Here is a 25,240-nt window from a genome sequence, read left to right as displayed (position 1 = left end):
CCATGACCATGAATCGCCGTGATTTCCTGAAAACCCAGGCAGTGGCTGCCGCTGCAGCAACCGCCGGGATTCCCATGACTGCCCAGGCCGCCAAGCCGGCCGGGGCGACCACCGAAGTGCGCTGGGACAAGGCGGCCTGTCGCTTCTGCGGCACCGGCTGCTCGGTGCTGGTCGGTGTCCAGAACGGTCGCATCGTCGCCACCCAGGGCGATCCGGATGCGCCGGTCAACCGCGGCCTGAACTGCATCAAGGGCTACTTCCTGTCGAAGATCCAGTACGGCGAGGACCGCCTGACGACGCCGCTGCTGCGGATGAAGAACGGCAAGTACGACAAGAACGGCGAATTCCAGCCGATTTCCTGGAAGCAGGCCTTCGACATCATGGAAGAGAAGTGGAAGGAAGCGCTCAAGGCCGACATGAAGGCCAACGCCGGCAAGCCGGTCAATGAGATGACCTCCTCGATCGGGATGTTCGGTTCCGGCCAATGGACGATCTGGGAAGGCTATGCCGCAGCGAAGCTGTGGAAGGCCGGTTTCCGTTCCAACAACCTCGACCCCAACGCCCGCCACTGCATGGCCTCGGCGGTGGCCGGCTTCATGCGCACCTTCGGCATCGACGAGCCGATGGGCTGCTACGACGACATCGAGAACGCCGACGCCTTCGTGTTGTGGGGCTCGAACATGGCCGAGATGCACCCGATCCTGTGGTCGCGCATCACCGACCGCCGGCTGACGCATACCGGTTCCGAGGTGCATGTGCTGTCGACTTTCGAGCACCGTAGCTACGAGCTCGCCGACAACCCGATGATCTTCGTCCCGAATACCGACCTGGCGATCCTCAACTACATCTGCAACCACATCATCCAGAGCGGCAAGGTCAACCAGGACTTCGTCAAGAAGCACGTCAATTTCAAGATGGGCGAAACCGACATCGGCTACGGCCTGCGTCCGGCGCACGCCCTGGAAAAGGATGCCAAGTCGAACGGCTACCCCGGCGCCGACGGCAAGCCGAAGGGCGATACCGGCGCGGCCAAGCCGATCACCTTCGACGAGTTCAAGAAGTTCGTTTCCGAATACACGCTGGAAAAGACCGCCAAGCTGTCCGGCGTTCCGGCCGACCGCCTGAAGCGGATGGCCGAGCTGTATGCCGATCCGAAGAAGAAGATCGTCAGCTTCTGGACCATGGGCTTCAACCAGCACACCCGCGGTACCTGGGTGAACAACATGATCTACAACGTGCACCTGCTCACCGGCAAGATCTCGACGCCGGGCAGCGGTCCGTTCTCGCTCACCGGCCAGCCGTCCGCCTGCGGCACGGCGCGCGAAGTCGGCACCTTTGCCCATCGCCTGCCGGCCGACATGGTCGTGATGAACCCCGATCACCGCAAGCACACCGAGGAAATCTGGCAACTGCCGGAAGGCACGCTGAATGCCAAGATCGGCTTCCACGCCGTGCTCCAGAGCCGCATGCTGAAGGACGGCAAGCTCAAGTGCTACTGGACGACGACGACCAACAACATGCAGGCCGGGCCGAACGTCAATGACGAAATCTACCCGGGCTGGCGCAATCCGGCTTCCTTCGTGGTCGTTTCCGATGCCTACCCGACGGTCTCGGCGATGGCCGCCGACCTGGTCCTGCCGTCGGCGATGTGGACCGAGAAGGAAGGCGCCTTCGGCAATGCCGAGCGGCGTACCCAGTTCTGGCGCCAGCAGGTGGCGGCGCCGGGCGAGGCCAAGTCCGACCTGTGGCAGTACATCGAGTTCTCCAAGCGCTTCAAGGTCGAGGATGTCTGGCCGGCCGAGCTGATCGCCAAGAAGCCGGAATACAAGGGCAAGACGCTGTTCGACATCCTCTACAAGAACGGCAAGGTGAACAAGTTCCCGCTGGCCGATGTCGAGAAGGCGAACAGCCACGCGATCAAGGGCTACATGAACGACGAGTCGAAGGAACTCGGCTACTACCTGCAGAAGGGCCTGTTCGAGGAATACGCCGAGTTCGGTCGCGGCCATGGCCACGACCTGGCCAGCTTCGAGACCTACCACAAGGCACGTGGCCTGCGCTGGCCGGTGGTCGACGGCAAGGAAACGCTGTGGCGCTTCCGCGAGGGCTACGATCCTTACGTCAAGAAGGGCGAGGACTTCGCCTTCTACGGCCACAAGGACAAGAAGGCGGTGATCTTCGCGCTGCCTTACCAGGATCCCCCGGAAATGCCGGACAAGGAATTCGACCTGTGGTTGTGTACCGGCCGCGTGCTCGAACACTGGCACACCGGCTCGATGACCCGGCGCGTCCCGGAGCTGCACCGTTCGGTGCCGGAAGCGGTGATGTACATGCACCCGGAAGATGCGCGCAAGCGCGGCATCCAGCGCGGCATGAAGGTCAAGGTCGCCTCGCGGCGCGGCGAGATCCAGCTGCGCGTCGAGACCAAGGGCCGCAACAAGCCGCCGATCGGCCTGGTCTTCATCCCCTTCTTCGACGAAGGCAAGCTGGTCAACAAGCTGACCCTCGACGCCACTTGTCCGATTTCCAAGGAAACGGACTTCAAGAAGTGCGCCGTCAAGGTCGTTCGCGCCTGATTTTTGCCTGAAAACGGACGTCGACCGTGAGCACGAATCCCACCGCCAAGCCTGAAGGGAACCCCGGCGTGTCGCCTGCCTCCGTGGCACGCCGGAAGTTCCTCAACGGCATCGCCGCCGCGGCCGGCGGCGGGGCGCTGCTCACCCTCGCGTCCTGGCTGCCGGTACGGCCGGCGTCGGCCAATCCGGCACAGGCGCTGCGCCCGCCCGGCGCGCTCGCCGGCGAAGCCTTTCTCTCGGCCTGCATCCGCTGTGGCCTGTGCGTGCGCGACTGTCCGTACGACACGCTGGTGCTGGCACCGGTTGGCGGCGAGGTCGCCGGCGGCACCCCGTATTTCAAGGCGCGGGCGGTGCCCTGCGAGATGTGCGACGACATCCCGTGCGTCAAGGCCTGTCCGACCGGGGCGCTGAATCCCAAGCTGACCGACATCCACGAGGCGCGGATGGGGCTGGCGGTGCTCTCCGACCAGGAGACCTGCCTCAACTTCCTCGGCCTGCGCTGCGATGTCTGCTACCGGGTGTGCCCGGTGATCGACCGGGCGATCACCCTGGAAAGCCTGCACAACCCGCGTTCCGACCGGCATGCGCTGCTCCTGCCGACGGTCCATTCCGACCATTGCACCGGCTGCGGCAAGTGCGAGGCGGCCTGCGTGCTGCCCGAGGCGGCGATCAAGGTGATGCCGGTCAAGCTGGCCAAGGGCGCCTTGCCCGACCATTACCGCAAGGGCTGGGAAGAGAAGCAGAAGCACGGCGGCTCGCTGATCGGCGAGCAGGTCGAGATGCCGGTGCGCGGCCTGGAAGAAAAGGCCTACGGCGACGTCCGCGTCGAGACGCCGGCGCCGTCGGGCATGAATTCGGGGTGGAAGCCATGAGCGCCCGTCGCGAAAGTCTGCGTCCCGGCCGCGAGGCGGTGCGCGACAAGGGCTGGCTGGCCGCCAGCCGCTACCTGGTTTTGCGCCGTCTGTCGCAGTTGACCGTGCTGCTGCTCTTCCTCAGCGGGCCGTGGTTCGGTCTGTGGATCGCCAAGGGCAACCTGGCCTCGTCGCTGACGCTGGACGTGCTGCCGCTGACCGATCCCTATCTCTTCGTGCAAAGCCTGGCCGCCGGCTTCATGCCGGCTTCCTCGGCGCTGATCGGCGCGGCCATCGTGATCGCCTTCTACGCGCTGTTCGGTGGTCGCATCTACTGCGCCTGGGTCTGCCCGGTCAATGTCGTCACCGATGCCGCCGCCTGGCTGCGTCGTCGACTCGGCCTGAAGTCGGGGCGGGCGCCGGACGGCAACACCCGCTACTGGGTGCTGGCCGGTTCCCTGATTGCCGCCGCGCTCAGCGGCACGGTCGTCTGGGAATGGGTCAATCCGGTGACGATCCTGCAACGCAGCCTGATCTTCGGGCTCTCCGGCAGTCTCGCCGCCGTTGTCGCGATCTTCGCCTACGACCTGCTGGTCGCCAGTCGCGGCTGGTGCGGTCACCTCTGTCCGATGGGCGCCTTCTACGGCCTGCTCGGGCAGAAGTCGCTGATCCGCATCACTGCCGACCAGCGCGGTCGCTGCGACGACTGCATGGACTGCTTCGCCGTCTGCCCGGAACCGCAGGTGATCCGGCCGGCGCTGAAGAAGGCCGGGCAGGACAGTCCCCTCATCCTCGATCCCGATTGCACCAACTGCGGTCGCTGCATCGATGTCTGCAACAAACACGTTTTCCACTTTACTCATCGGTTCGATCAAAGGAGCGATTCATGAAAAACAAGAGCCGCCTGTTGACTGCTGCTTTGGCCGCGGCACTTATGGCTTCCACTTTGTCCTGGGGCCCGGTTCATGCCACGGAGGGCGGGCTCAAGAGCCTGCGCGGCGCGGCGATCCAGGCACCGGAAACGGAGTCGGCCGACCCCTTCAAGACGATGAAGGAGAGTGCGCCGATCGAGCGCGACTACGTCCAGCAGCCGCCGCTGATCCCGCACAAGACCGATGGCTACACGGTGACCATGAAATACAACAAGTGCATGGATTGCCATTCCTGGACGCGCTACAAGGAAACCGGCGCGACCAAGGTCTCGCTGACCCACTTCAAGACGCGCGATGGCCAGGAGCTGTCGAACATCTCGCCGCGCCGCTACTTCTGCCAGCAGTGCCATGTGCCGCAGGTCGACGCCAAGCCGCTGGTGGCCAACAAGTTCAAGCCGGCCGAAGGCATTCGCTGAGCCCGGCTGACGGAGAAGAATCATGGAAAACAACAAACCGGCGGGGTTGACCGCAAGAGTCCGGGCCTGGGTGGCCGGCATCGGGGTGCTCACGGTGCTCGGGCTGTTCGTGGCCGGCATCGTCTTCTGGGGCGGCTTCAACACCGCGATGGAAATGACCAACCGCGAGGAGTTCTGCATCGGCTGTCACGAGATGAAGAACAACGTCTACGCCGAGTACCAGAACACCGTGCACTACTCGAACCGTTCCGGCGTCCGCGCCACCTGTCCGGATTGCCACGTGCCCAAGGAATGGGTGCCGAAGATCATCCGCAAGGTCCAGGCGAGCAAGGAAGTCTGGGGCAAGATCACCGGCATCGTCGATACGCCCGAGAAATTCGAGGCGCACCGGCTCGAGATGGCGACCCGCGAATGGGCGCGGATGAAGGCCAACAACTCGCAGGAATGCCGCAACTGCCACAACTTCGAGTACTTCGACTACGCCGTCCAGGGCCGGCGCGGTGCCAACACCCACCAGCAGGCCTTCACCGAAGGCAAGACCTGCATCGACTGCCACAAGGGCATCGCCCACAAGCTGCCGGAAGTCGACCAGTCGATCGGTGCAGTCAATACTCATGGCGCGGCGCCGGAAGTCTTCCACCCGCCGGTCGCCAAATAAGCAGCGAGCAGTTCCGGACAGGAAGGCTCATTCGACAAGCCAGGCAGCGATGCCTGGCTTTTTTTTCGCCGCCGCCCGGGAATTGGCGACACAGATCAAGGAATTGCGCCGACCGGCTCGCGACAATGGCGCACGGAACCGGAACCCGCGTCCGGCCGACAATTTTCGGGAGAGATCAATGAATCGTTCGCAGAAAAGCTTCGCATCCATGCTGCTCGCCGGCGCCACCGCCGCGCTGTTCGCCACCGGCGCCCAGGCGCTCGACGTCGATGCCGCCAAGGACCTGATGAAGCAGAACAAATGCACGCAGTGCCACGGCATGGACAAGGACAAGGACGGCCCGGCCTTCAAGAAGGTCGCCGCCAAGTTCAAGGGCAAGGCCGACAGCGAGGCGAAGCTGGTGACGCACCTGACGACGGCGCCGAAGGTCAAGCTGTCCGACGGAACCGAGGAAGAGCACAAGGTGGTCAAGACGACGCCGGCCAAGGACGAAGCCCAGGTACGCAACCTGGTCCAGTACATCCTGACACTGTAACCAGCCTGGTGCCTCGCCAGGCGGGGCACCGACGATGCCAGGGGGGCATATGAGCAAGGAAACACAGGGAGGCTTGCGGCGTTGCTGGAGCGCGTTGCGCCGGCCGAGCATCAAATATTCGGTACTGACGCTGCTGCTGGTCGGCTTCGCCTCGGGCATCCTCTTCTGGGGTGGCTTCAATACCGGCATGGAAGCCACCAACACGCTGAATTTCTGCATCAGCTGCCACGAGATGCGTGACAACGTGTACAAGGAATACAAGGAAACCATCCACTACAGCAACCGTACCGGCGTCCAGGCGGTCTGCTCCGATTGCCACGTGCCCAAGGACTGGAGCCACAAGATGATCCGCAAGATCCAGGCGAGCAAGGAAGTCTGGGGCAAGATCACCGGCGTCATCGACACGCCCGAGAAGTTCAAGGCGCACCGGATGGAAATGGCGACCCGTGAATGGGCCCGGATGAAGGCCAGCGATTCGCGCGAGTGCCGCAACTGCCACAGCTTCGAGGCGATGAGCGAGGATCTCCAGCGCAAGACGCCGTACAAGAAGCACATGGCGGCGAAGGCCGAGGGCAAGACCTGCATCGACTGCCACAAGGGCATCGCCCACCGTCTGCCGGACGAGTACGAGGAGCCGGAAGAGGAATAGCCGGCAGCTGATCCCGATTCCGCTGGTCGCGGCAAGCGCATGTTAATATGGCAAAGGTGACAACCGAATATACGGTTTGCCGAAAATAACAGAGGCGACAAGCCTCCATGCGGAAAAGGGAAATCATGTTCTGGAGCAATGCGGAAAAGGTCGGCGAGCTTGAACGCTCGCTGGCCGAGAGCGCGCGCCGTGAAGGCGCGCTGGTTGCCGAACTGGCCGAGCTGCGCCAGGTCCTGGGCGAGCGCGAGCGAGCCTGGCAGGAGAAGGAAATCGAGTGCGACAACCTGCGCGCCATCCTCGGCAACCTGGCGCTGTTCAGCCAGTCGCTGGCGAGTTCGCAGGGCAGTCTCGGGCAGATGGCCAACGCTCTCAAGGAAGAACGCCAGCAGGCCGTCGAAGCGGCCTCGGTGTCGGCGAGCAGCGGCCAGACGACGACCGAGATCGCGGCCAACCTGCATCGCCTGGCCGAAGGCTCGGCCAAGGCCGCCGGCGATGTCGACGTGCTCGCCCAGCAGGCGACCGAGATCGGTGCCATCGTCCAGCTGATTCATGAAATCGCCGATCAGACCAACCTGCTCGCGCTCAATGCGGCAATCGAGGCGGCGCGGGCCGGCGAGGCCGGGCGCGGTTTCGCCGTGGTCGCCGACGAGGTGCGCAAGCTGGCCGAGCGTACCGCCAAGGCGACCAAGGATATCGACGGCCTGGTCAGTGGCATTCGCGACGACTCGACCTGCGCCCGCAGCGCCATGGAAACCCTGGCCGGCGCCGCCCAGCAGTATGCCGAGCGCGGTGAGGCGGCAACCGCCGATATGAATCGCCTGATCGACCTGTCGCACAAGATGGAACAGGTCATCGCCGGCAGTTCGCTGAAGAGCTTCGTCGAAGTCGCCAAGGTCGATCACCTGGTCTTCAAGTTCCGCATCTACCTCGGACTGTTCGGCCTGGAAACGGTCGATCCCGACCAGGTTGCCTCGCATACCACCTGCCGTCTCGGCAAGTGGTACTACGAAGGCGAGGGCCGCGAGTGTTTCAGCGTCCTCCCCGGCTATCGCGAGATCGAGCCGCCGCACATCGACGTCCATCGCTTCGGCATCGAGGCCTTGCGGGCACGCCTGGCCGGCGACAATGCGGCGATGCTGCGCCATGTCGAGGCAATGGAGAAGGCCAGCTTCAAGGTGCTCGACAACCTGCAGCGCATGGCCGATGTCGCCAACGACGATCCGAGCGTGCTCTGCCTCGGGCGCTGACGAAAAACCCGGCGATGGCCGGGTTTTTTCTTTCAGGGGCGGAAAAAAGCCTCCAGTTGCGTGAACACCGCGTGTTCGGCGTGGTGGCGGCGGACCGCGCCGACATCCTCGAGCTTTTCCAGCTGCCGGATCATCTGCGGCAATCGCTGGTCCTCGCCGACCAGCAGCCAGATCCGGCTCTGCCGGCCGTCGCCGACCGGCAGGCAGAGAATGCCCTCGACGTTGTAGGCGCGGCGCGAGAACAGGCCGACCACATGCGACATCACGCCGGGGTGGTTGGCGACGTCGATTTCCAGGACGGCCCGGGCAAGGGCCTGGTTTTCGTTGCGGTTGCTGGCGTTCATGCTTGGGCTCCGATCATGTCGCGGTTGGCGGCGCCGGGCGGCACCATGGGATAGACCTTCTGTTCGGCGTCGATGCCGGCGTGGATCAGGCACGGACCGGGGCGGGCGAAGGCGTCGGCGAGTGCGGCGCAGGGATTCGCCGCCTGGTCGAGGTCGACGGCAGCGATGCCCAGCGCCCGGGCAGTGGTGACGAAGTCCGGCATGGCCTGGAATTCCGAGGCAAACAGGCGTTGACCGTAGAACAGCGTCTGCTGCTGGTGCACCAGGCCGAGCACGGCGTTGTTCATGAGCACGATCTTGACGTTGGCGCCTTGCTCGGCGGCGGTGACCAGTTCCTGGATGTTCATCAGGATCGAGCCGTCGCCGGTGAAGCAGACGACGGTGCGTTCCGGTGCGGCGAGGGCGGCGCCGATCGCTGCCGGCACGCCGAAGCCCATCGTGCCCAGCCCGCCTGAGGTCAGCCACTGGCGCGGCCGGCGCAGCGGGTAGGCTTGCGCCGCCCACATCTGGTGCTGGCCGACGTCGGTGGCGACGATGGCATCGTCGTCGAGGCAGGCGGCAACGGCGCGGATCAGGCCGAAATGCGAGCGCGGATCGTCGAGGCCGGGCAGCGGTTGCGGATGCGCGGTTTTCAGGGCATCGACACGGTCGACCCACGATTTTCGGGGATTTTCCGGGACCAGCGGCAACAGTCGGGTGAGCGCTTCGCCGACATCGGCAACGATGCCGACGTGGGCGGTCTTGATCTTGTCGAGTTCGGCGGCGTCGATGTCGATGTGGATGATCCTGGCCTGCGGGCAGAAGGCGGCGACCTTGCCGGTGGCGCGGTCGTCGAAGCGGGCGCCGACGGCGATCAGCAGGTCGCACTCGTCGAGTGCCAGGTTGGTGTAGGGGGCGCCGTGCATGCCGAGCATGCCCAGCGACAGCGGGTGGTCGACCGGCATCGCGCCGAGCGCCATCAGCGTCATCACCGTCGGCAGATTGGCCTTCTCGGCAAGCTTGACCGCCAGATCGGCGGCACCGGCATGAATGACGCCGCCGCCAAGGTAGAGCAAGGGCTTCTTGGCCGCAGCGATCAGCCCGGCGGCTTCGGCCAGGGCCATGCCGTCGGCGGCGGCCGGCGCGCTGCGATGGCCCGGTTCGGGCCAGGCGGCAACCTCGATGGCGCGGCTCTGCACGTCCTTGGGGATGTCGATCAGCACCGGGCCGGGGCGGCCGGAGGCGGCGATGGCGAAGGCGCGCGGGATCACTTCGAGCAGTTCCTCGGTCGAGGAGACCAGGAAGTTGTGCTTGGTGATCGGGATCGACAGGCCGTAGGTGTCGACTTCCTGGAAGGCGTCGGTACCGATCATCGCCTTCGGCACCTGGCCGGTGATCGCGACCAGCGGGATCGAATCGAGCTTGGCATCGGCGATGGCGGTCAGCAGGTTGGTCGCGCCGGGGCCGGAGGAGGCCATGCAAACAGCGACTTCGCCGGAGACGCGGGCCATGCCCTGGGCAATGAAGCCGGCGCCCTGTTCGTGGCGGGCGAGGACGTGGCGGATCGCGGTCGATTGGCCGAGGGCGTCGTAGATCGGCAGGATGGCGCCGCCGGGATAACCGGTGACCAGGCGCACGCCCTGGCGTTCGAGCAGGCGCACGGTGATCTGGGCACCGGTCAGGGTTTCGTTGGGGGTTTCGCTCATCTGAGGCTCCTTGGGTTCTGGCGTTTCCGGGAGGCTCAAACGAAAACCCCGCCGGTGGCGCCGGCGGGGTTTGGGGAAACTGTCTGCTGCTTCTGCTTACCCGGTCCGCGACGGCGCGTGCGTAACGACGCCTACGACGATGACGCGTACGACGACCAGCAGCGAGACTGCGCGGGCAGCAACGGAGCGGAAGGCGGCGGAAGCGTTCATCGGGATGCGGGATCGGGAAAAATCAGCGAAGTCGAACTATCGCCGAAGTTTTCGCAAAAAACAACAACGGAATTTGTGGGGTTTTTCCGTTCAGCAGGTCCTGGCCGCCCGGCAGGCGGCGATGCGCGGCGCTGCCGGGGTCACCGGGCCGCCGTCGCGGAGCCAGCCCATGATCCCGGCGCGGACGTTGTACACGCGGCTGTAGCCGGCCTGTTCGGCGAGAAAGCGGGCGACCGCGCGGGTCCGGTTGCCGGTGCGGCAGATCAGGATCACCGGCTGGCCGGCGGCGGCGACCGGCTTGAGTTTTTCCAGCCAGGCGGCCGGGTCGGCCTTGCCGCGCTCGTCGAAGAAGGTCAGCAGGTGGCTGTCGGCGACGATCCCGGTGTGTTGCCATTCGCTTTCGAGGCGGATATCGACGACCGGCACGCCCTCGGCGATCAGGGCCGCCAGTTCGCGGTTGTCGATATCGACGATCTCGGCCCGGGCGAGCAGGGGGCTGAGGGCGAGGCAGACGGCGAGAACGAATGGGCGCATGATGTGTCAGACCGAGTGAGGATGCGCGCATTATAGCGACGGCCGCTGATGCTACTTGACTTGAATCGGCAAAAATCACAAAATTAATACATAACCTCAAAAAGAGAACCCGCCAATCATGGGACAGCAACTGCGTTATCTGCCGCTTTCCGAAATCATCGAAGGCATGGTCCTCGGTGCGCCGCTGGCGATCGCCGAGCATGGGGTGACCAATTTCACGTTGCCGGTCGGCCACGAACTGACCACTTCCAACCTGCATCAGATCGCGCTGCGCCACGGCGAGTTTGCCTGCGTGCTGCTCGATGACCCGCGTAGCGACGAGGAGCGGGCGGCGGCGATCGAGCGCCACCGGGCACGGCTCGACCGCATCTTCGCCCGCGCCGACCGTTCGCGACCGGCGGTTGCCGGCCTCTACGCGGCGGTTCTCGCCTACCGGAGCCTGTGATGCCGCTGGCCTTGAGCGAACGGGTGATCGTCGAACGGGCGCAGATGTTGCCGGCCTTTCCGACGGTGGTGAATGACCTGCTGATGACCCTCGACGACGACAACGCGACGATCGGCGCGCTGATCCAGCTGGTCGGCCGCGACCCGGTGATCACCGCGCGCGTGCTTTCGATCGCCAATGCCGCGGCGATGGCCGGGCGCATCCAGCGCGATGTCCGCGACATGCAGGTGGCGGTCTCGCTGATCGGCGTCGCGCGTCTGCGCGAGATCGTGCTCACGCTGAGCCTGGCCGAGTTCGCGCACGGCGCCCACGTCGGCCGGCAGTTCTGGGAGCACAGCGTCGCCGTCGGCGTCGCCGCCCAGGAACTGGCCCGGATCGGGCGTGCTTCGGTCGATTTCGCGCTGGTCTGCGGCTTGCTCCACGATATCGGCCAGTTGTGGATGGCGCGCTGCCATCCGCTCGAATTCCAGATGGTGCGGATGAGCCGCGAGCAGGAGCCGGGGCTGGACATCATCGAGGCCGAGCGCCGGCATTTCGGCGTCGACCATTGCGCCATCGGCAGCGTGCTGGCCGGTGCCTGGCAGCTGCCGCCGTCGGTGGTCGCCGCCATCCGCCACCATCACGAAGCGCATCCGCCAGCCGACAAGCTGGTCGCGGCGACGCACGTTGGCGAGGCCCTGGCCAACGCGCTCGACCTGGTCGGTCACGACCAGGCCAGCGTCGTCGAGGTTTCCGCCGGTGCCTGCGAATTGCTCGGCCTGCACTGGGACGACGACCTCAACTTCCTGTTCGGCCGCATCGAGGCGCGCAGCCGCTTCCTCAACCGGATCTTCAGCTGAGCGGCGGCAACGCCTGCCAGCGCAGCCAGTGGCCGCAGGCCGAGCGGGCGCGGCGCTCGCTGCCGTGCCAGCCGCCGCCCTGGCACAGGCCGCTCACCGTTTCCGACTCGATCGCCACCGTCTCCGGCAGCTCGCCCGGGCAGCGCGGGCCGGTCCAGCGCTGGCAGCTGGCGCAACGTTTACGGTCGACGGCCTGGAGAAGCATTTTTCCGGAAGCGGTGATGGCGTGAAAGGCGCATCCTAATCGGCTTTGGCCGACGCGTCATGGGATAATCGCGGCTTTTTCCGGGGCTGCTGATGGCGCTCAAATCGACGGTCTTCAAGGCCGAACTGCAGGTTTCCGATCTCGATCGCGGGCATTTCGCCGAGTACCCGCTGACCATTGCCCGCCATCCGTCCGAGAACGACATCCGGATGATGGTCCGCGTCCTCGCCTTCGCGCTCCATGCCGGGCCCGACCTGGCGTTCGGCAAGGGCCTGTCGAGCGACGACGAATGCGCGCTGCAGGAAGTCGATCCGGGCGGCGTGCTGCGTACCTGGGTCGAAGTCGGCCAGCCCGACGAGAGCCGCATCCGCAAGGGCTGCAACCGCGCCGACCGGGCCGTCGTGCTCGCCTACGGCGGGCGTTCGGTCGATGTCTGGTGGCAGCAGATCGCGCCGCAGCTCGAGCGCTTTGCCAATCTCACGGTGCTGCGCCTGAGCGCCGAGGAGAGCGAGGCGCTGGGGGCGCTGGCCGAGCGCAGCATGAAACTCGCCTGCACGATCCAGGAAGGCACGGTCTGGCTGGCCAGCGGCGAGCGTTCGCTGGAGCTGGCGCCGGTCGAGCTGAAGGCCGCCGGCGGCTGAGCCGGCTCAGCGGCGCAGTACCTGCCAGAGCAGGTCGACGCCGCTGACGATGAGGTCGCCGACGTCGAGCTGGTTGAACTGTTGGCGCTGCTCGCGCGCGAAGCGCGCTTTTTCCCGTTCGCGGATCACGATCGCATCGCCGAGCAGTTCGACGTCGCGCCGGCTGCGCTCGTTCTCCGCCTGGTCGAGGCGCGCCAGCGCGCGCTCGACGGCGGCCGGATCGAGGATCGCGATCGGCGCCCGGCAGTGAGGGCAGGCGTGGTCGCGGCGGATGTCCACCGGGGCGCCGCAACCGGTGCAGCGGACGCTGCCGACCCTGGCGGCGAGCTGGTCGATCTCGCTGACGGTCAACTGGCGAACGAAGCCTTTTTCGATCATCAGCTGGGCGAAGGTGGTGAAGCGCCCGTGCTTCTGCAGGCAGCGGTGGTAGTTGAACTGGCCGCCGTGCTTGGAGCGGTCCAGCCCGTGCAGCAGGCGGTCGTTGCAGCGCGGGCAGGCCAGCGCGTCGCGCAGCGGCAGGCGCGGCGCGTCGCGGTGTTCGTGGATCAGGCGGAACAGCTCGATGACACCGCCCGGGGTGATCTGGACGCTTTCGAATTCGTCGAACCAGACGCCATGGCAATGGAAGCAGAGGTCGAGCACGACCTCGCCGTGCAGGTTGCGCGGCAGCCGGCGCTTGGCCATGGTTTGCCCGCAGGACGGGCAGGGCACCGGTGTCATCCGCAGCCGCCGGCCGGCCGGATGCTGCCGAGGTTGAGGGTGACGCCCTTCTTCATCTTGCCGACGACGTGCATTTCGCAGGCCTTGCAGTCGAACTTGAGGATCAGTTTCTCGCTGCCGTTGATCAGCGTCATCGGGTCCGGCTTGAGGTGCTTCACTTCCTTCGGGCAGAGGTTGAAGCTGTAGCGCAGGCAGTGGCGGGTGATCATCAGCGAGACCATGCCCTTTTCGCTGCCTGCCTCGTAGGCATCCTCGATCAGGCGCACGCCGTGTTTTTCGTAGAAGGCGCGGGCCTTGCCGTTGAAGACGTTGCCGAGGTAGGTCAGTTCTTCCTGCGGATAGGGCGCCGGCTCGGCCGCCGGTACCGCGCGCGGCGGGCGCGGGTGGCTGGCCAGGCGGGCGGCTTCGAGGTGGGCGGCGGCATCGCGGCGCAGCGCGTTGATCGCGCCAACGGGGAAGAACCAGGGCGCGCTCAACTGCAGCTCGATGTCGCCGGCAACAAACATCGTGTTGCCGAACTTGCCCAGGTTTTCCTTGAGCCTGGCCAGTGCGGCCTCGGGATTCTGCGCACGGTCGACGCCGATTTTTTCGTCTTTTTGCAGGTCGACCGTGACACTGAGCTTGTCCTCGTCGCGTAGCGTCAGCGCGAAGCGGTCGGCGTGCTCGGCGAAAACCACCTCGACGGCGACGCGACGCTCGGCCGAATCCTTCTCCAGGGCGCGTTCGAAGGCCTGGTCGCGGTTGCGGAACAAGGTCGTGCCCTCGCTCAGCTCGGCCGGCATCTCGGCCGGGTAGAGGCGCTGGCCATCGACCCGGTTGATGCGCATCCCCTGGACCTCGCCGTGGGCATCGTGGAAGCAGACGCCGTCGCCGTTGTGGAAGGTTTCCGCGGTGTTCACCGTGAGCCAGCCGTCGCCGATGGCGGCGACCTCGCCGATCGGTTCGCCGACGAAGGCCGGCGAATCGAAGGCACCAATGTCGTCCTGGCGGCCGCCGGCGAAATAATCGGTGTAGCCGCGGTTGAAGGTCTTTTCCGGCTGCGGCGTGAAGGTGAAGCTCGAACGGCCGCTGGAAGCGCGGACGTAGCCCGGCTCGGCAGCGATGATCTCGTCGAGCAGCGTGCGGTAGTGGGCGGTGATGTTCTTGACGTAGGACAGGTCCTTCAGCCGCCCCTCGATCTTGAACGAGGAGACGCCGGCCGCGATCAGCGCACGCAGGTTGTCCGACTGGTTGTTGTCCTTCATCGACAGCAGATGCTGGTTCTCGGTGATCGTCTTGCCCTTGTCGTCGACCAGCGTGTAGGGCAGCCGGCAGGCCTGCGAACACTCGCCGCGGTTGGCGCTGCGGCCGGTGTGGGCGTGGCTGATGTAGCACTGTCCGGAATAAGCGACACAGAGTGCGCCATGCACGAAATACTCGAGCGACAGCGTCGTCGCAGCGGCGACCTGGCCGATTTCGGCAATGCTCATCTCGCGCGCCAGCACGATCTGCGAGAAGCCGGCGTCTTCAAGGAAGCGCGCCTTGGCCGGGTTGCGGATGTCGGTCTGGGTGCTCGCATGTAGTTGAATCGGCGGCAGATCCAGCTCGAGCAGGCCCATGTCCTGGATGATCAGCGCATCGGCGCCGGCCTCGTACAGCTGCCAGGCCAGTTGCCGGCTGTCTTCGAGTTCGCTGTCGTGGAGGATGGTGTTCAGGGCGACGAAGACCTTGGCCCGGAAGCGATGGGCGAAATCGCACAGGCGTTGGATTTCGCCGACAGAATTGCCGGCGCCGTAACGGGCGCCGAAAGCCGGGCCACCGATGTAGACGGCGTCGGCGCCGTGCTTGATGGCTTCGATGCCGAAGTCGGCGTTCTTGGCCGGGGCCAGGAGTTCGAGGGGGTGCTGGATTCGCGTCATGGCGCCTTAGTAGGTGAAACGGGGGGCAAGTTCCTCGATATTGAACTCGCGCAGGATGGCTTCGGCCCGTTCGCGGGCGTTCTTGCGCGGCTTGCCCCGCTGGCTGGCGATGATCAGTTCGTTCTTCATCGAGTGCTCCCAGCCGACCAGTTCGGTGACGGTGACGTCGTAGCCGTGGGATTCCAGCAACAGACAACGCAGGACATTGGTCAGATGACTGCCCAGTTCGCGGGTGTGGATCGGGTGTCGCCACAGCTCGGCGAGCGGTGTTTTTGACAGCGATTCGGCCTTGCGCGCGCGCATCGTCGCCGCCACTTCGGCCTGGCAGCAGGGCACCAGCACGATGTGTCTTGCCTGGCGCGTCAGCGCGAAGCGGATCGCGTCGTCGGTCGCGGTGTTGCAGGCGTGCAGTGCGGTGACGACATCGACGCGGGCCGGCAGCGCGTCCGAGGTCATCGAGTCCTCGACCGTGCAGGCCAGGAACTGCATCCGCGGAAAGTCCAGGTGCCGGGCAAGTTCCCTTGATTTATCAACGAGTTCCTGGCGTGTCTCGATGCCGATGACGGTGCCGCTGGCACGGCTCTTGATATACAGGTCGTAGAGGATGAAGCCGAGGTAGGACTTGCCGGCGCCATGATCGACCAGGGTTTCCATGCCATCGAGCAGGGGCTCGATGAACTGGGCGAGATGGTAGACCTGCTTGAGCTTGCGCCGGCTGTCCTGGTTCAGTTTGCCGTCGCGCGTCAGGATGTGCAGTTCCTTGAGCAGTTCGATCGACTGCCCGGGACGGATCTCCGGAAGGGCGGCAGCGGCGGTGGGCTGAGGTGGTTTTTTCGACATGGCACGATTATCGCATTCATCTCGGCAAGACCCGAGTGTCAATCGGATACCGAGCAAGTCGTAACTGGAAACATCGTTTAGGAGACAACAAATGGGAAGTCTGAGCAACGAATCCTTCGAGCAATTCCTGGATTCCCTGAAGAAGGCCGGTATTGCCATTTCCAACGAAGCCGAGCTGCGCGAGCGCCTGGCCGAAGCGCAACGCTGGCGCTATGCTTTCCAGACGCTGGCCGCCAACGGCAAGAGCATCGGCATCTGCTTCGAGGACCATTCGGCAGGCAGCAATGTCGCTGAAATCGAACGCGCCTTCAGCGAGTTCCAGTTCTCCGAGAAGAGCAAGGCGGTTTTCTCCGCCAGCCTGAAGCACTGAGTTTCGCTGTCCCGCGAAATGCGGGGCAGGAAAAAGAAAGACGGGCGCCGAAATGGCGCCCGTTCTGTTTTGCGGATCGCGCTCAGCGCGTGATCGGCTTGTAGCGGATGCGCTTCGGCTTGGCGCCTTCCTCGCCCAGGCGGCGGCGCTTGTCCTCTTCGTATTCCTGGTAGTTGCCCGGGAAGAAGGTCCATTGCGAATCGCCCTCGGCGGCCAGGATGTGCGTGCAGATGCGGTCGAGGAACCAGCGGTCGTGCGAGATCACCAGCGCGCAGCCGGGGAATTCGAGCAGGGCATCTTCGAGGGCGCGCAGGGTTTCCACGTCGAGGTCGTTCGACGGTTCGTCGAGCAGCAGGACGTTGCCGCCGGACATCAGCGTCTTGGCCAGGTGCAGGCGGCCGCGTTCGCCGCCGGAGAGCTTGCCGACCTGCTTGCCCTGGTCGCCGCCCTTGAAGTTGAAGCGACCGATGTAGGCGCGGCTGGGCATCTCGAACTTGCCGATCTGCAGGATGTCGCTGCCCTGGGCCAGCTCTTCGAAGACCGTCTTGCTGCCGTCGAGGCAGTCGCGCGACTGGTCGACGTAGGCCATCTTCACCGTCTGGCCGATCTTCACTTCGCCCGAATCCGGCTGTTGCTGGCCGGTGATCATCTTGAACAGCGTCGATTTGCCGGCGCCGTTCGGGCCGATGATGCCGACGATGGCGCCGGGCGGAATGGCGAAGGACAGGTTGTCCATCAGCAGCTTGTCGCCGAAGGACTTGCTGACGCCGTTGAATTCGATGACCTGGTCGCCGAGGCGCTCGCCGACCGGAATGAAGATTTCCTGGGTCTCGTTGCGCTTCTGGTATTCGTGGCTCGACATTTCCTCGAAGCGGGCCAGGCGGGCCTTGGACTTGGCCTGGCGCGCCTTCGGGTTGGAGCGCACCCACTCGAGTTCCTGCTTCATCGCCTTCATGCGCGCGGCTTCCTGCTTCTGCTCCTGCTCCAGGCGGGCTTCCTTCTGTTCCAGCCAGCTCGAGTAGTTGCCCTTCCAGGGGATGCCTTCGCCGCGGTCGAGTTCGAGAATCCACTCGGCGGCGTTGTCGAGGAAGTAGCGGTCGTGGGTGACGGCGACGACGGTGCCGGGGAAGCGGACGAGGAACTGTTCCAGCCATTCGACCGATTCGGCGTCGAGGTGGTTGGTCGGTTCGTCGAGCAGCAGCATGTCGGGTTTGGACAGCAGCAGCTTGGCCAGCGCCACGCGGCGCTTCTCGCCGCCGGAGAGGACGCCGATCCTGGCGTCCCAGGGCGGCAGGCGCAGTGCGTCGGCGGCGATTTCCATCTGATGCTCGGTATCCGAGCCGGCAGTGGCGATGATCGCTTCCAGGCGCGCCTGCTCTTCGGCCAGCTTGTCGAAGTCGGCATTTTCGTCGGCGTAGGCGGCGTAGATCTCGTCGAGCTTGGCCTGCGCCTGCATGACTTCGCCGAGTGCCGACTCGACTTCCTCGCGTACCGTCTTCTCGGCGTCGAGCTGCGGCTCCTGCGCCAGGTAGCCGATCGACAGGTTGGGTTGCCATTGCACCTCGCCGTCGTATTCCTTCTCGACGCCGGCCATGATCTTCAGCACCGTCGACTTGCCGGCGCCGTTCAGGCCGAGCAGGCCGATCTTGGCGCCCGGAAAGAAGGAGAGCGAGATGTCCTTGATGATCTGCCGCTTGGGCGGCACGATCTTGCTGACGCGCAGCATCGACATTACGTATTGAGCCATGGTGTTGCCTTGTGACGATGACGAAACGTCGAAGTGTACGAGGGCGCGCCGCAAATGACCAGCCCCGCCCGGCGGGTGTCGGCGATTTGACGGTCGACGCCGTTTTGTCGGCAAAAACCAACATGTTTTTTTCGCCGCGGCCCGCGGTGGCTGTTTGTGGCGGAGATAAAATGTCGTCTATTTCCAACATCTATCGCATGTTGTTGATTCTTATCGAAATGGATGGTGCCGAATGAGGCGGATTTCCTTTCTGCAGGGCATGCTGGTCGGCTTTGTCCTGATCGTCGCGCTGCTCGGTGGGGTGGCCGTGCATGGCTGGCTGCTGCTCGAGCGCCTGGTCGGGCAGAGTCGCGACAACAGCGCGCATGCGCTGGAGCTGACGGCGGCGGTACAGACGCTCGAGGAGCGCAGCGTCGACCTCGAGCGTGCCGCCCGGCAGTACCTGGTGCTCGGCGATCCGCTGTTGCGCGAACGCTTCCAGGAGCACCTCGAGGAGTCCTTTCTTCAGCTCGAGCGCATCGAGGAACTGGCCGGCCCCGGCCTGGTCGGCGTCCCTGATCAATGGCGCAGCGTCGCCGCCGGCGTCAATCGCAAGCTGCAGCGCCGCGGCGAGCGGACCGAGGATGACATCGCCTCCATGCTCGACGAACTCGGCAGCATGAACAACGCCATCGCCCAGGCGAGCAAGCGCTGGATCGATACCGAGAATGCCCGCCTGCTCGACGAGCTTGACCGCCACCGTCTGCAGCTCGGCAGCAAGCTGGTGCTGGCGCTGCTCGGGGCGGTCGGCGCAGCCTTGGTCATGGGCTGGTGGTTGTTGCGTCCGGTGCGCCAGCTTGACCGCGCGATCCGCCGCCTTGGCGCGCGCCGTTTCGACGATCCGGTCGTCGTTGGCGGGCCGGCCGACATGCGCCGCCTGGGGCGGCGGCTCGACTGGTTGCGTCTGCACCTGTCCGAGCTCGAATCGGACCGCCAGCAGACGCTGCGCCACGTCTCGCACGAACTGAAGACGCCGCTGACCGCCCTCAAGGAAGGCGTCGCGCTGCTTGACGAGGAAGTCCCCGGGCCGTTGTCGGCCGGCCAGCGCGAGATCGTCGGCATCCTGACCCACAATGTGCGCGGCCTGCAGGGGCGGATCGAAAGCCTGCTCGGTCTCAATGCTGCCGCCTTTGACGCCCGCCAGCTCAATGTCGCGCCGGTCGAGCCGGCGGCGCTGCTGGCCGAGGCCGCGCAGCGTCACGAACTGGCTGCATCGGCCCGGCAGCAGCAGATCGTCTGCCAGGCCGATGCCGGCGTCGCCCGGCTCGATGCCGACAAGATGGCGCTGATCCTCGACAACCTGCTCGCCAACGCCATCGATTTCAGCCCGCAGGGCGGGCGCATCGAGCTGTCCGCGCTGCGCCAGCGCCGGGCCTGGCGCTTCGAGTGCATCGACCAGGGCTGCGGCGTTGCCAGCGAGGACGCTGAACGTATTTTCGAACCTTTCGTCCAGGGGCGCCTGCGTGCGCCCGTCGAACGCCGCGGCAGCGGTGTCGGCCTGTCCATCGTCCGCGAGCTCGCCGGTGCGATGGGTGGCAGCGTCAGCCTGCTGAGCGGCAGCGGGCAGGGCGCTCATTTTCGTGTGGAGATTCCCGATGAGCATTAAGTTGACCAGTGTCGTCTGCCTGGCCGCCGCTGTTGCGGCTGGTTGTGCGACGGTTTCCGAGCCGACGCCGGCGCCGGCGGTACCGATGCCGGCGCCGGTGGCGCCAATCCTGCCGACGCCGTCGCCCGAGGATGGGCAGGCAGCGGCCTTGTTCCATCGTCAGTCGGTGCTGCGTCTGCCGCCAGCGGAGGTCACGCGCGAGCGCAACCGCCTGGCGGCAGTCGCCGTCGAGCCGGCAGCGCAATTGCGCCTGGCCATGCTCCTGGCCCAGCCGCGCAGTCCCAACGCTGATCTGGCGCGCGCCCTGGCCCTGACCGAGCTGGTCCTCAAGTCGGCCGACCCGGCCGCCGTCAGCTTGCATCCGCTGGCCTGGCTGCTTGCCGAGCAACTGGCCGAGCGTCTGCGCCTGGAAGGGCTGGGCGAGCGTCAGTCGGCGCAGTTGAAGGAGAGCCAGCGCCGCGTCGGCGAACTGCAGGAAAAGCTCGAGCGCCTGGCCAACATCGAGCGCAGTCTGCCCGGTCGTCCCCTGCCGCACGGGAGGACGCCATGAGCGGCGGCGCCCACATCCTGGTCATCGACGACGATGAGGACATCCTGCGTCTGCTGACGTTGCGCCTGCAGGCTCGTGGTTTTCGCGTTACCGCGGCGACCTCGGCCGAGGAGGGGCTGACCAAGATCGCCATCGATCCGCCGCGCGTCGTCGTCAGCGACATCCGCCTGCCCGGCCGCGACGGACTGTCGTTGTTCGAGGAACTGCGCGTCACCCGGCCGAGCCTGCCGGTGATCCTGCTGACTGCGCACGGCACCATTCCCGATGCGGTCGATGCGACGTCGCGTGGTGTGTTCGGTTACCTGACCAAGCCCTTCGACAGTCAGACCCTGCTCAGCAAGATCGATCAGGCGCTGACGCTGTCGGCCGCGGCGACCGGCCAGCCGGCGGCGGCCGGTGACGAGAAATGGGCCGAAGGCGTGGTCTACCGCAGCACACGGATGGCCGAATTGATGGCCGACGCGCGGATGATCGCGGCTTCCGACGCCAGCGTCCTGATCCGCGGCGAGAGTGGTACCGGCAAGGAAGTCCTGGCGCGCGCCATTCATCGCGCCAGCCCACGCGCCCAGAAGCCCTTCATCGCCATCAACTGCGGTGCGATTCCCGAGCCGCTGCTCGAGTCCGAGCTATTCGGCCATGTCCGCGGCGCCTTCACCGGTGCCGCCACGGCGCGCCGGGGGCTGGTCCAGGCAGCCGATGGCGGCACTTTGTTCCTTGACGAGATCGGTGACATGCCGCTGGCGCTCCAGGTCAAGCTGCTGCGTGTGCTCCAGGAGCGGGCGGTGCGGCCGGTCGGGGCGACCCAGTCGGAGGCCGTTGATGTCCGGCTGATCTCGGCGACCCACCGTGACCTCGAGGCCGCGATGGCGCAGGGGCAGTTCCGCGAGGACCTCTACTATCGCCTCGACGTCGTCTCGCTGACGCTGCCGCGTCTCGATGACCGGCGCGAGGACATTCCGCTGCTGGCGGCGCATTTCCTCCGGCAACTGGCGAAGAAGTACGGCAAGCCGATCAGCGGCTTCGCGCCCGACGCTCTTGAGGCGCTGGCGACCGCGAGCTGGCCGGGCAACGTCCGGCAGTTGTTCAACGTCGTCGAGCAAAGCTGCGCATTGACCTCGACGCCGCTGATTCCGGCGTCGCTGGTCCAGCGCGCGTTGCGGGCGCCGACGATGGAGGCGCTGAGCTACGCCGAGGCCAAGCAGCGCTTCGAGCGCGACTATCTGGTCAGTCTGCTCAAGCTGACCGATGGCAATGTCGCCGATGCAGCGCGGATTGCTGATCGCAACCGGACCGAGTTGTACCGCCTGCTGCAGAAGTACGACCTGACGCCAGCGATGTTCCGGAACGGGGAAGAGGGCGAATCCTGATATTTGTCCGCCGGAAAGCAAAAAAGCACCCGATGGGTGCTTTTTTTCTGCATCGACTGGCGCGCCCGGAGCGATTCGAACGCCCGACCCTCTGGTTCGTAGCCAGATACTCTATCCAACTGAGCTACGGGCGCGCTGTCTCTTGCAACATCGGAAGAATCCGAAAATTCCTCTTTATCTGAATGGCGCGCCCGGAGCGATTCGAACGCCCGACCCCTTGGTTCGTAGCCAAGTACTCTATCCAACTGAGCTACGGGCGCGCTGTCAGAGCCGCGCATTATACGTGCCTTGCCAGGGATTGCAAGGGGTTTCGGGAAAATAGGGGAAATAAAAAACCCCGCCGGAGCGGGGTTTCGAAATTTGGTGGGTGCTGACGGGGTCGAACCGCCGACATTCGCCTTGTAAGGGCGACGCTCTACCAACTGAGCTAAGCACCCGACTGCGCCGTGGCGCAGGAGGGACGCGAGTATATCAGTTAACGGCGTCCTTGAGGCCCTTGCCGGCGCGGAACTTCGGCGACTTGGCGGCCTTGATTTCGAGGGTCTTGCCGGTGCGCGGATTGCGGCCGGTACGGGCGGCACGCTCGCCGACGTAGAAGGTGCCGAAACCGATCAGGTTGACGCTGTCGCCAGCCTTCAGGGCGCCCTTGATGGCTTCGACGGCGGCGTCCAGTGCACGGCCGGCGGCAGCCTTGGAAATGTCGGCGGAGGCGGCCATCTGATCGATCAGTTCAGTCTTGTTCATTTAAATCCCCTAGTGGAAGGTTTGGAGTGGTGAAAATCCTGTGAGGGGCGATTTATATCCCCCCCGAAATCCTTGTGTCAAGCGGATTTTGACCGATTCCAGGGGCCCCGTGAGAGGGCTGCCGGAGGCCTTGCCCGAGGGCTTGGCTTCCGGTCCTTATAAATCAATGAGTAAGAACGGTCTTGCTGGCTGCGTCGTCGGCCTTGGCGGCGACTTCCGGTGCCGTTTCGCCGGCGTCGGGAAGCGCCTGCGGCAGGCTCTCGAGCGCGCGTTCGAGCACCTGGTCGATCCATTTCACCGGCACGATCTCGATGCGGTTCTTGAGGTTTTCCGGCATCTCGGTCAGATCCTTGACGTTCTCTTCCGGGATCAGTGCCGTCTTCAGGCCGCCACGGACTGCTGCCAGCAACTTCTCCTTGAGACCGCCAATGGCCAGTACCTCGCCACGCAGCGTGATCTCGCCGGTCATGCAGACATCGCAACGCACCGGGATGCCGGTGTAGGACGAAACCAGGGCGGTGGTCATGGCAATGCCTGCCGACGGGCCGTCCTTGGGCGTGGCGCCTTCCGGAACGTGGATGTGGATGTCGGTCTTCTCGAATACCTCGTCCTTGATGCCGAGGCGGCGGGCACGGGCGCGCACCACCGAGCGGGCGGCTTCGACCGATTCCTTCATGACGTCGCCGAGCGAGCCGGTGCGGATGATGTTGCCCTTGCCCGGCATGTTGGCGCACTCGATGGTCAGCAACTCGCCGCCGACTTCGGTCCAGGCCAGGCCGGTGACCTGGCCGACCTGGTTTTCCTTCTCGGCCATGCCGAAGGTGTAGCGATGCACGCCTAGGTATTTGTCGAGATTTCGGGCGTTGACCGTGATCTTGCTGTCGCGCGACTTGAGTACCAGCGTCTTGACGACCTTGCGGCAGATCTTCGAAATTTCGCGTTCGAGCGCCCGCACGCCGGCTTCCCGGGTGTAGTAGCGGACGATGTCGCGGATTGCGCTTTCGGCGACGACCAGTTCGGTCTTCTTGACGCCGTTGTTCTTCATCTGCTTGGGCAGCAGGTAGCGCATGGCGATATTGACCTTCTCGTCCTCGGTGTAGCCCGAGAGGCGGATCACTTCCATGCGGTCGAGCAGCGGCGCCGGGATGTTCAGCGTGTTGGCGGTGGCCACGAACATCACGTCGGAGAGGTCGAAATCGACTTCGACGTAATGGTCCTGGAAGGTGTTGTTCTGTTCCGGGTCGAGTACTTCGAGCAGCGCCGACGACGGGTCGCCGCGGAAGTCCTGGCCGAGCTTGTCGACTTCGTCGAGCAGGAACAGCGGGTTACGGACGCCGACCTTGGTCAGGCTGGTCAGGATCTTGCCCGGCATCGAGCCGATGTAGGTACGGCGGTGGCCGCGGATTTCCGCTTCGTCACGGACGCCGCCAAGGGCCATGCGCACGAACTTGCGGTTGGTCGCCTTGGCGATCGACTGGCCGAGCGAGGTCTTGCCGACACCCGGGGGGCCGACCAGACAGAGGATCGGCGCCTTGACCTTGTCCACGCGCTGTTGCACTGCAAGATATTCGACGATGCGTTCCTTGACTTTCTCGAGGCCGAAGTGGTCGGTATCGAGGATCTTCTCGGCGGCGCGCAGGTCCTTGCTGATCCGGGTCTTCTTGCGCCAGGGCAGGCCGATCAGCGTCTCGATGAAATTGCGCACGACGGTGGCCTCGGCCGACATCGGCGACATCAGGCGCAGCTTCTTGAGTTCGCCCTGGGCCTTGGCCAGCGCTTCCTTGCTCATGCCGGCGGCGGCGATCTTCTTGTCGAGCTCCTCGAGGTCGGCACCTTCCTCGCCTTCGCCAAGTTCCTTCTGGATCGCCTTGACCTGTTCGTTCAGGTAGTACTCGCGCTGGCTCTTTTCCATCTGCCGCTTGACGCGGCCGCGGATGCGCTTCTCCACCTGGAGGATGTCGATTTCGGCCTCGAGTTGGGAGAGCAGGCGGTCGATGCGTTCGCGGACATTGTCCATCTCGAGCACTTCCTGCTTCTGCTCGATTTTGAGCGGCAGATGTGCGGCGATGGTGTCGGCCAGGCGGCCGGCATCCTCGATGCCGGTGATCGACGACAGGACTTCCGGCGGAATCTTCTTGTTGAGCTTGACGAACTGGTCGAACTGGGCGACGACCGCGCGGCGCATCGCCTCGATTTCGTGATCTTCGGCGCCGGACTGGTCGAGCGGCAGGGCGGTCGCCATGAACACCGCCGATTGCGCGTCGATTGATTCGATCCGGGCACGCTGGGTGCCCTCGACCAGCACCTTGACGGTACCGTCGGGCAGCTTGAGCATCTGCAGGATGTTGGCCATGCAGCCGATGCGGTAGAGGTCTTCGGCTTCCGGTTCGTCCTTGGCGGCCGACTTCTGCGCCACCAGCATGATCTGCTTGCCGGCCTCCATGGCCATTTCAAGGGCCTTGATCGATTTCGGGCGACCGACGAAGAGCGGGATCACCATGTGCGGAAACACCACGACGTCGCGCAGCGGCAGCAGCGGCAGTTCGAGGGTTTCCGGGAGCGTGTTGGGGTTCGACATCAGTGTGCCTTTGA

Annotated in this window: 26 protein-coding genes and 3 tRNA genes; 16 read left to right on the top strand and 13 right to left on the bottom strand. The window is 65.1% G+C overall.

The genetic code is table 11. The annotated features are described in order from the left end of the window. Nucleotides 1-2: 2 nt before the first annotated feature. The 8 genes from napA to DFR40_RS17460 all read left to right on the top strand — a co-directional run bounded on the left by napA (nt 3) and on the right by DFR40_RS17460 (nt 7,864). Complete coding sequence (napA, locus tag DFR40_RS04220; RefSeq protein WP_121457220.1) at nt 3-2,576, top strand: nitrate reductase catalytic subunit NapA; 2,574 nt, start codon at nt 3-5, stop codon at nt 2,574-2,576. A gap of 68 nt (nt 2,577-2,644) precedes the next feature. Then, the gene (napG, locus tag DFR40_RS04215; RefSeq protein WP_121457219.1) at nt 2,645-3,448 is read left to right on the top strand and encodes a ferredoxin-type protein NapG; all 804 of its coding nucleotides are present in this window, start codon (nt 2,645-2,647) and stop codon (nt 3,446-3,448) included. Beyond that, nucleotides 3,445-4,317 carry a quinol dehydrogenase ferredoxin subunit NapH gene (napH, locus tag DFR40_RS04210; protein WP_121457218.1) on the top strand — a complete coding sequence of 291 codons (873 nt, stop codon included), beginning with the start codon at nt 3,445-3,447 and terminating at the stop codon, nt 4,315-4,317. The genes napG and napH overlap by 4 nt, the downstream gene beginning before the upstream one ends. Beyond that, complete coding sequence (locus tag DFR40_RS04205; RefSeq protein WP_121457217.1) at nt 4,314-4,775, top strand: nitrate reductase cytochrome c-type subunit; 462 nt, start codon at nt 4,314-4,316, stop codon at nt 4,773-4,775. The genes napH and DFR40_RS04205 overlap by 4 nt, the downstream gene beginning before the upstream one ends. 22 nt (nt 4,776-4,797) lie before the next feature. After that, nucleotides 4,798-5,433 (top strand): NapC/NirT family cytochrome c, encoded by a 636-nt coding sequence (locus DFR40_RS04200; protein ID WP_121457216.1) that lies wholly within the window; start codon nt 4,798-4,800, stop codon nt 5,431-5,433. A gap of 178 nt (nt 5,434-5,611) precedes the next feature. Next, nucleotides 5,612-5,968 carry a c-type cytochrome gene (locus tag DFR40_RS04195; RefSeq protein WP_121457215.1) on the top strand — a complete coding sequence of 119 codons (357 nt, stop codon included), beginning with the start codon at nt 5,612-5,614 and terminating at the stop codon, nt 5,966-5,968. A gap of 49 nt (nt 5,969-6,017) precedes the next feature. Next, complete coding sequence (locus tag DFR40_RS04190) at nt 6,018-6,617, top strand: NapC/NirT family cytochrome c (RefSeq protein ID WP_121457214.1); 600 nt, start codon at nt 6,018-6,020, stop codon at nt 6,615-6,617. A gap of 125 nt (nt 6,618-6,742) precedes the next feature. Further along, nucleotides 6,743-7,864 (top strand): methyl-accepting chemotaxis protein, encoded by a 1,122-nt coding sequence (locus DFR40_RS17460; RefSeq protein WP_281270051.1) that lies wholly within the window; start codon nt 6,743-6,745, stop codon nt 7,862-7,864. A 32-nt stretch (nt 7,865-7,896) separates the two neighbouring features. On the opposite strand, the gene ilvN is transcribed toward DFR40_RS17460, so the two are convergent. The 3 genes from ilvN to DFR40_RS04170 form a co-directional block, all read right to left on the bottom strand. After that, nucleotides 7,897-8,208 carry an acetolactate synthase small subunit gene (gene ilvN, locus DFR40_RS04180; protein ID WP_121457212.1) on the bottom strand — a complete coding sequence of 104 codons (312 nt, stop codon included), beginning with the start codon at nt 8,206-8,208 and terminating at the stop codon, nt 7,897-7,899. After that, entirely contained in the window at nt 8,205-9,893 is a 1,689-nt protein-coding gene (ilvB, locus tag DFR40_RS04175; protein WP_121457211.1) for an acetolactate synthase large subunit, read from the bottom strand. The genes ilvN and ilvB overlap by 4 nt, the downstream gene beginning before the upstream one ends. A 300-nt stretch (nt 9,894-10,193) precedes the next feature. Then, on the bottom strand, nt 10,194-10,637 hold the full coding sequence (locus DFR40_RS04170) for a rhodanese-like domain-containing protein (RefSeq protein ID WP_121457210.1): 444 nt from the start codon (nt 10,635-10,637) through the stop codon (nt 10,194-10,196). A gap of 118 nt (nt 10,638-10,755) precedes the next feature. On the opposite strand from DFR40_RS04170, the gene DFR40_RS04165 reads away from it, so the two are divergent. Together DFR40_RS04165 and DFR40_RS04160 are read left to right on the top strand one after the other, a co-directional pair. After that, the gene (locus DFR40_RS04165) at nt 10,756-11,082 is read left to right on the top strand and encodes a YciI family protein (RefSeq protein ID WP_121457209.1); all 327 of its coding nucleotides are present in this window, start codon (nt 10,756-10,758) and stop codon (nt 11,080-11,082) included. Next, on the top strand, nt 11,082-11,921 hold the full coding sequence (locus DFR40_RS04160) for an HDOD domain-containing protein (RefSeq protein WP_121457208.1): 840 nt from the start codon (nt 11,082-11,084) through the stop codon (nt 11,919-11,921). Before DFR40_RS04165 ends, DFR40_RS04160 begins: the two co-directional genes overlap by 1 nt. On the opposite strand, the gene DFR40_RS04155 is transcribed toward DFR40_RS04160, so the two are convergent. Next, on the bottom strand, nt 11,914-12,126 hold the full coding sequence (locus DFR40_RS04155; RefSeq protein ID WP_121457207.1) for a hypothetical protein: 213 nt from the start codon (nt 12,124-12,126) through the stop codon (nt 11,914-11,916). The genes DFR40_RS04160 and DFR40_RS04155 overlap by 8 nt on opposite strands. Before the next feature lie 92 nt (nt 12,127-12,218). Here DFR40_RS04155 and DFR40_RS04150 point away from each other — a divergent pair, with 92 nt between their 5' ends. After that, nucleotides 12,219-12,767, top strand: coding sequence for a YaeQ family protein (locus tag DFR40_RS04150; RefSeq protein ID WP_121457206.1), 549 nt, complete (start codon nt 12,219-12,221; stop codon nt 12,765-12,767). 6 nt (nt 12,768-12,773) lie between these two features. On the opposite strand, the gene DFR40_RS04145 is transcribed toward DFR40_RS04150, so the two are convergent. Genes DFR40_RS04145 through DFR40_RS04135 form a run of 3 tightly spaced genes read right to left on the bottom strand, consistent with a single transcriptional unit; the run spans nt 12,774 to nt 16,225 of the window. After that, nucleotides 12,774-13,487, bottom strand: a complete 714-nt coding sequence (locus DFR40_RS04145; RefSeq protein ID WP_121457205.1) for a zf-TFIIB domain-containing protein — start codon at nt 13,485-13,487, stop codon at nt 12,774-12,776. After that, on the bottom strand, nt 13,484-15,385 hold the full coding sequence (locus DFR40_RS04140) for a peptidase U32 family protein (RefSeq protein ID WP_121457204.1): 1,902 nt from the start codon (nt 15,383-15,385) through the stop codon (nt 13,484-13,486). The genes DFR40_RS04145 and DFR40_RS04140 overlap by 4 nt, the downstream gene beginning before the upstream one ends. A gap of 6 nt (nt 15,386-15,391) precedes the next feature. After that, entirely contained in the window at nt 15,392-16,225 is an 834-nt protein-coding gene (locus DFR40_RS04135) for a class I SAM-dependent methyltransferase (protein ID WP_121457203.1), read from the bottom strand. Nucleotides 16,226-16,316: 91 nt separating this feature from the next. Between DFR40_RS04135 and DFR40_RS04130 the strand changes: the two genes are divergently transcribed. Next, on the top strand, nt 16,317-16,595 hold the full coding sequence (locus tag DFR40_RS04130; protein WP_121457202.1) for a hypothetical protein: 279 nt from the start codon (nt 16,317-16,319) through the stop codon (nt 16,593-16,595). An 82-nt stretch (nt 16,596-16,677) separates the two neighbouring features. On the opposite strand, the gene ettA is transcribed toward DFR40_RS04130, so the two are convergent. After that, nucleotides 16,678-18,342, bottom strand: a complete 1,665-nt coding sequence (gene ettA / locus DFR40_RS04125) for an energy-dependent translational throttle protein EttA (RefSeq protein WP_121457201.1) — start codon at nt 18,340-18,342, stop codon at nt 16,678-16,680. Nucleotides 18,343-18,353: 11 nt separating this feature from the next. Here ettA and DFR40_RS16905 point away from each other — a divergent pair, with 11 nt between their 5' ends. Genes DFR40_RS16905 through DFR40_RS04110 form a run of 4 tightly spaced genes read left to right on the top strand, consistent with a single transcriptional unit; the run spans nt 18,354 to nt 21,904 of the window. Continuing rightward, a complete protein-coding gene (locus DFR40_RS16905) occupies nt 18,354-18,578 on the top strand; it encodes a hypothetical protein (RefSeq protein WP_147431282.1) in 225 nt (74 codons plus the stop codon). Beyond that, a complete protein-coding gene (locus DFR40_RS04120) occupies nt 18,575-19,987 on the top strand; it encodes a sensor histidine kinase (RefSeq protein ID WP_121457200.1) in 1,413 nt (470 codons plus the stop codon). Before DFR40_RS16905 ends, DFR40_RS04120 begins: the two co-directional genes overlap by 4 nt. Continuing rightward, complete coding sequence (locus DFR40_RS04115; protein ID WP_147431281.1) at nt 19,977-20,537, top strand: permease; 561 nt, start codon at nt 19,977-19,979, stop codon at nt 20,535-20,537. The genes DFR40_RS04120 and DFR40_RS04115 overlap by 11 nt, the downstream gene beginning before the upstream one ends. Beyond that, nucleotides 20,534-21,904, top strand: a complete 1,371-nt coding sequence (locus DFR40_RS04110) for a sigma 54-interacting transcriptional regulator (RefSeq protein WP_121457198.1) — start codon at nt 20,534-20,536, stop codon at nt 21,902-21,904. Before DFR40_RS04115 ends, DFR40_RS04110 begins: the two co-directional genes overlap by 4 nt. 57 nt (nt 21,905-21,961) lie before the next feature. Here the strand turns inward: DFR40_RS04110 and DFR40_RS04105 are convergent. The 5 genes from DFR40_RS04105 to lon all read right to left on the bottom strand — a co-directional run bounded on the left by DFR40_RS04105 (nt 21,962) and on the right by lon (nt 25,226). Beyond that, nucleotides 21,962-22,038: transfer RNA gene (locus DFR40_RS04105), tRNA-Arg, on the bottom strand. Nucleotides 22,039-22,087: 49 nt separating this feature from the next. Continuing rightward, nucleotides 22,088-22,164, bottom strand: a tRNA-Arg gene (locus DFR40_RS04100). A 101-nt stretch (nt 22,165-22,265) separates the two neighbouring features. Next, nucleotides 22,266-22,341, bottom strand: a tRNA-Val gene (locus DFR40_RS04095). Between the two features lie 34 nt (nt 22,342-22,375). Further along, entirely contained in the window at nt 22,376-22,648 is a 273-nt protein-coding gene (locus DFR40_RS04090) for an HU family DNA-binding protein (RefSeq protein ID WP_121457197.1), read from the bottom strand. Between the two features lie 163 nt (nt 22,649-22,811). After that, the gene (gene lon / locus DFR40_RS04085; protein WP_121457196.1) at nt 22,812-25,226 is read right to left on the bottom strand and encodes an endopeptidase La; all 2,415 of its coding nucleotides are present in this window, start codon (nt 25,224-25,226) and stop codon (nt 22,812-22,814) included. Nucleotides 25,227-25,240: the final 14 nt, after the last annotated feature.

This window comes from Azonexus fungiphilus (genome assembly GCF_003634965.1).
GTDB lineage: Bacteria > Pseudomonadota > Gammaproteobacteria > Burkholderiales > Rhodocyclaceae > Azonexus > Azonexus fungiphilus.
This window is presented reverse-complemented; position numbering and strand designations above follow the sequence as displayed.